Source organism: Bacteroides sp., from assembly GCF_029057325.1.
GTDB lineage: Bacteria > Bacteroidota > Bacteroidia > Bacteroidales > Bacteroidaceae > Bacteroides.
In genome coordinates this window covers 1-4,751 of the sequence record NZ_JAICZW010000170.1, presented here as the reverse complement: position 1 = coordinate 4,751, position 4,751 = coordinate 1, and the positions used below count along the sequence as shown (strand labels likewise).

The 4,751-nt window shown below is 49.3% G+C and carries 5 protein-coding genes; 3 read left to right on the top strand and 2 right to left on the bottom strand.

Annotated features, from left to right (window positions below):
• Positions 1 to 54: 54 nt before the first annotated feature.
• The 3 genes from K2G43_RS11605 (at position 55) to K2G43_RS11595 (ending at position 2,782) form a co-directional block, all read left to right on the top strand.
• Positions 55 to 246: a hypothetical protein gene (locus tag K2G43_RS11605; protein ID WP_300155377.1), complete on the top strand. Its 192-nt coding sequence runs from the start codon at positions 55 to 57 to the stop codon at positions 244 to 246.
• A gap of 407 nt (positions 247 to 653) precedes the next feature.
• Positions 654 to 1,139: a S24/S26 family peptidase gene (locus K2G43_RS11600; protein ID WP_300155374.1), complete on the top strand. Its 486-nt coding sequence runs from the start codon at positions 654 to 656 to the stop codon at positions 1,137 to 1,139.
• An 8-nt stretch (positions 1,140 to 1,147) separates the two neighbouring features.
• A complete protein-coding gene (locus K2G43_RS11595) occupies positions 1,148 to 2,782 on the top strand; it encodes an ABC transporter ATP-binding protein (protein ID WP_300155371.1) in 1,635 nt (544 codons plus the stop codon).
• Positions 2,783 to 2,894: 112 nt separating this feature from the next.
• Here K2G43_RS11595 and K2G43_RS11590 read toward each other — a convergent pair whose 3' ends face one another.
• Together K2G43_RS11590 and K2G43_RS11585 are read right to left on the bottom strand one after the other, a co-directional pair.
• Positions 2,895 to 4,175, bottom strand: coding sequence for a hypothetical protein (locus K2G43_RS11590; RefSeq protein WP_300155368.1), 1,281 nt, complete (start codon positions 4,173 to 4,175; stop codon positions 2,895 to 2,897).
• Positions 4,176 to 4,359: 184 nt separating this feature from the next.
• Complete coding sequence (locus tag K2G43_RS11585) at positions 4,360 to 4,695, bottom strand: OmpA family protein (RefSeq protein ID WP_300155365.1); 336 nt, start codon at positions 4,693 to 4,695, stop codon at positions 4,360 to 4,362.
• Positions 4,696 to 4,751 lie beyond the last annotated feature (56 nt).

Genomic DNA, 4,751 nt, shown 5'->3' with positions numbered 1-4,751 from the left:
GTCATATAAACCTTCATATCTCGATTTATCATTTCTCATTTAATTTATATAAGTATGAATGTTCTTGGTATTTGGGTCGTTGGAATAGTTCTGACTTTAAGAGGCGCTTGGGAAATAGGTTACCTGAGAATACCGAAAGAAAAAAAACTTATGGCAATCCTGCTGGTAGTCCTTACAAGCTGGATAGGAGCATTCCTCTATACTTTTTTCTTTAAAGAGAAGGTAGGAGCGTGGCTAGACAGGTAATGACGAAAACCAAATTGGTAAGATATTCGAATGTTTAAAGTGCTAATAAGAAAAGGACAATCTGTGATGCATAGTCCTTTTAAAAATATGGCATATTAAATCCTTTGCCGGAAAGAGGTAAATATTCTTATCCGGCATTCCATAATTCTGCCCTCCGATAAGGATTACAAAACTCTTTTTTGTTCTTTCGGGCAAAAAAGGAGGAGATTTATCTAAATACCAAAAATGTTTGTGCATTTTTCTATCATAACCACAGGGAGGAGCAGAAGAACGTCCGAAACAGACATGGTTCTGTCACTTCCATGTCCGTTGGCAATTTGACAAGGAAATCAAACACATTCCCTTATAAAAAGCTTGTTTGTAGCCGTTTGTTCCCGTTTATTTTCACTATTTTTGCACGTATGAAAATGAAGACAGACGATATGCCACATCACACCCATACCGACAAATTTCTGCTCCCCAACACCGTGCTGTTCAAAGAGGTAGAAAAAATGTTGAGTAACGGACAATCGGTCATGCTAAAAGCAACGGGAAACAGCATGCTCCCCTTCATTGTAGGAGGACGCGACAGTGTGCTTATTCAACAGACTTCCGGAATCAATCCACTGCAAGTCAGGCAGATCGTCTTGGCACACTTACCGGACAGCCGGTATGTGCTGCACCGTATCGTCCGTATCTGTGAAACGGAGGTCATTCTGATGGGAGACGGTAACTTCCGTGAAACGGAAAGTTGCCGACTTTCCGATATAATGGGAGTTGTCACAAAAATCAGCCGAAATGGCTGTTATGTGGACTGCAATGCAAGAGCCGAACGGTATAAGGCGGAGATATGGGGCAGGTTGCTCCCCATCCGCCGATATTTACTATACATATACAAACGGATATGGATATAATGGGTAAAATGAGTATAAGAGAGGGGACAAGATGGCTATGGAACATTTCACAAGGGTACCGCGCTCCCATTTTGGCGAGTATTCTTGCCGGAACAACCCGTATCAGCATCTCACTCACATTCGTTTGGCTGTGCAAACACCTAATAGACATTGCCACCCGCCAGACCGATGGAAACATCGCCATAGGACTGGCAAGTATGACAGGGTGCATCGTCCTGCAACTGCTGCTTTCCTCACTTGTCAGCCGCCTTTATACACATACAGAAATCAGCCTGCGCAACAGGTTACGGCAGAATCTGCTTGAACATATTCTGAAAAGCCGCTGGAACGGTCGCGAAACCTTCCATTCCGGTGATATGCTCAACCGTATAGAGGAGGATGTCCGTACCGTGACGGACCTGCTGGCGGGTTCCATCCCTTCTGCAGGAATCACCTTGTTCCAACTGGCAGGTGCCGCATTGTTCCTGTTCTGCATCGACCGTCGGATGGCTATTGTCATCCTGCTTATCATGCCGTTGGCGTTGCTGTTCAGCAAACTCTATATGAAACGGATGCGGCACCTGACACGTGAGATACGGGCTACAGACAGCCGGGTGCAAAGCCATCTGCAGGAGAATCTGCAACACCGCACGCTGATTTCCACCTTAGAATACACCTCGATGGTGGCGGACACGATGTCCACCCTCCAGTCGGGACTGAAACGGCTGGTGATGCGGCGCAACTCGTTTTCCATTTTTTCAAGTTTCATGGTGCAAGCAGGGTTCGCCTTCGGATATGTGACCGCTTTCGCATGGGGAATATACGGATTGGATGCCGGCACGGTAACATTCGGCACGCTGACCGCCTTTCTGCAACTGGTGGCACAGGTGCAACGTCCTGTTGTGGAGTTGGCCCGGCAGATTCCGGCATTTATCGGTGCGCTGACTTCCGTAGAAAGGATAGACGAACTCACCTCCATGCCGCTGGAAGAGCAGGGCGAACCGCTCATTTTAAAAGGTAAGATCGGCATCCGTTTAGAAAATGTTACTTTTGCTTATTCCGACGGCAAGCGGAAAGTGATAGAACACTTCACGCACGATTTCGAGCCGGGTAGCCTGACCGCCGTGCTTGGAGAAACCGGTAGCGGAAAGAGTACTTTGGTGCGGTTGATACTGGCCATATTGCAACCCGATGAGGGAAGCATCACGTTGTATGATGAAGAGCAGGCCGTTCTCGCTTCACCCCTCACGCGGGGAAATTTCGTGTATGTCCCGCAGGGGAATACGCTTGTCAGTGGCACATTGCGCGATAACCTGCTATTGGGCAATCCCGAAGCTACCGACGCGCAGATATGGAAAGCCCTGCATACAGCCGCCGCCGACTTTGTCTGCAAACTGCCGCAAGGCCTGTACACTCCCTGCGGCGAGCTGGGAAGCGGACTGAGCGAAGGGCAGGCGCAACGCATTGCCATTGCTCGCGGATTACTTCGCCCCGGGCACATCGTCCTGCTGGACGAACCAACCTCCTCGCTGGATCCTGATACCGAACAGATATTGCTGGAACGCCTTTCGCATACCATTCAGGGTAAAACCCTTATCATCATTACCCATCAGATGCAAACCGCACGACTTTGCGATAAAATAAAAAAAATGGCGACCACTTGATTGATGGTCGCCATTAAGTATCATTTATAACACTATATTAATTTGCCACAGACTTGTATCTGACAACTCCCGCGAGGAAAGCCAAACTTTTTCTAACGAGAATGACCTGATATCAAGAATAATCCTTCTTCCTCCGCCTTTCCAACAGTTCCGGATAATGCCGTTTCAGAAAGTTGCGCAAGGCACAACCATCCAAGCCACAACGACGAGCAATGGAGTTCAAAGGTTCCGATGTCGTGTCGTAGAGATGCACAGCCTCCTTGTATTTCTCCATACTACGATGAGCCATCCACTTTCCACCCTCTGTTTTCACCATCCCTAATTGGGCGTGGAACTCTGGTTCATGCTCTTTCAAGTAGCTTCTGAAAGTTTCCGGATGCAATCCGAACTCAGCAGCGATGGCAGCGGATGGCAAACCACTCTCCTTCAACCTCCGGATGGCAGCGGCATACTTGACTGCTGTGGCAGGATTGTATTTTCTTGTTTTCGACCAATCTATGGGCGTACCCTCTTCGTAGGGAATGCCTTTTCGCTCGCAAATCAAGTCTTTGTGCCACTTCTGCAAGTATTCGTAAAATCCCTTCTTCGGCACTTTTGTCTCCGCAGCTATACGGGCGGCGGACATAGGAGTCGTACGATAAAGATGAAGGGCACGAGCATACTTCTCTTCCATAGCGGGAGAAGGAGCATGAACGGTACCTCGTCCGGTTATCCGGCCTTTGCATTGTTGCTTGACCGCTTTTTCGCGTGTTTGGATACGCCTGCCTACCAGTTCCTTGTGATAGAACAGAAGATGTTGTTCCAGTCCCGCATAAGAGACACCGCAGGATTTGGCAACCTCCTGCACCGTAATGTAAGTGTCCCCCCTCAACAGTTCCACGGCGGTGGCATATTGCTCTTTGCAGAAACTACGGCTACCGCGAGGCAGGTTGTCATTGATTCCCAGGCGCAACCGGATCCGTTCGCGGAACTCCAGAATCTCCGGGTAGTGCGTGCGCAACTGCCGCCCCAGATTCGTACCGTCCAACCTGAACTCGCGAGCTATCTGCGATACATTCATCTCAATGTAGTCCATGCTGCCGCACGCCTCAATGGCAGCCTTGTATTTGGCACGAGTAGCAGGCCTTTGCCAGCGGAATGTAGTCAGTTTGATATCGGCGGACGCCTCGTGGTCGCATGCCACGCCGTTGCGTGCCAGCATCAGGTGGCGGTGGTATCTACTGATGTGGCCTTGCAAACCAGCCACGGTCACTCCGCACATGCGGCAAATCTCGATGCAAGGCATGGAGGTTGTGGCATACAGTTCGACAGCCCGGCGGTACTTCTCTACGATTTCCGGTTTAGGGCCGCGTGTCCGTTTGCATTTTTCCGGTTGTTTTTTTGGAAGAGTCATAAGATGGGATATAAAAAATTCCGGCCGGTCCTCCATGCGTTTATACACGCTTGACGACCGGTCGGAAATGAAAGTTATGAAAACTAAGGTCAGGTTTTTAAGTTTTGCATATCTTTGATAGGATGTCAGTAAACAAGTTGACGAGGCTACAAGGAGAACCTTGTCAACTTATTCACTCGTCAACTTACTCGCCACGGGTGATTACCGCACGGCTCAGGCGCGGGTCGTTGTAGAACATATTGTCCACGCCGCCCTTGTAGTCGATGCGGAGCTGTTTCTCGTTGACTCCGAACTCCTTCACCAGACAGTTGTACACGTTCTGTGCACGCTCTTGGCTCAGGCGTTCGTTACCCTTGCTGCTACCCGTACCCGCATCGGCATAGCCGGTGATGGTATAGACTGCTTCGGGGTCGCCGCTCTTGATGATTTCGGCCAGCAGACCGAGGTTGGCGCGCGCTTCGTTGGTCAATGCGGACTTGTTGATTATGAAAGAGACTAGGTTGTCGGAGGATATCATCATCACTATATTTTATGCCTTGTGATTGTCGCCTTCAGCAAGGGATTTCATCAGTCGTT

What these genes read in the sequence shown, in the direction of transcription:
- K2G43_RS11600 (WP_300155374.1), top strand. Translation starts at nt 654, where the DNA reads ATGAAGACAGACGATATGCCACATCACACCCATACCGACAAATTTCTG.
- K2G43_RS11590 (WP_300155368.1), bottom strand. Translation starts at nt 4,175, where the DNA reads ATGACTCTTCCAAAAAAACAACCGGAAAAATGCAAACGGACACGCGGC.
- K2G43_RS11595 (WP_300155371.1), top strand. Translation starts at nt 1,148, where the DNA reads ATGAGTATAAGAGAGGGGACAAGATGGCTATGGAACATTTCACAAGGG.
- K2G43_RS11585 (WP_300155365.1), bottom strand. Translation starts at nt 4,695, where the DNA reads ATGATGATATCCTCCGACAACCTAGTCTCTTTCATAATCAACAAGTCC.
- K2G43_RS11605 (WP_300155377.1), top strand. Translation starts at nt 55, where the DNA reads ATGAATGTTCTTGGTATTTGGGTCGTTGGAATAGTTCTGACTTTAAGA.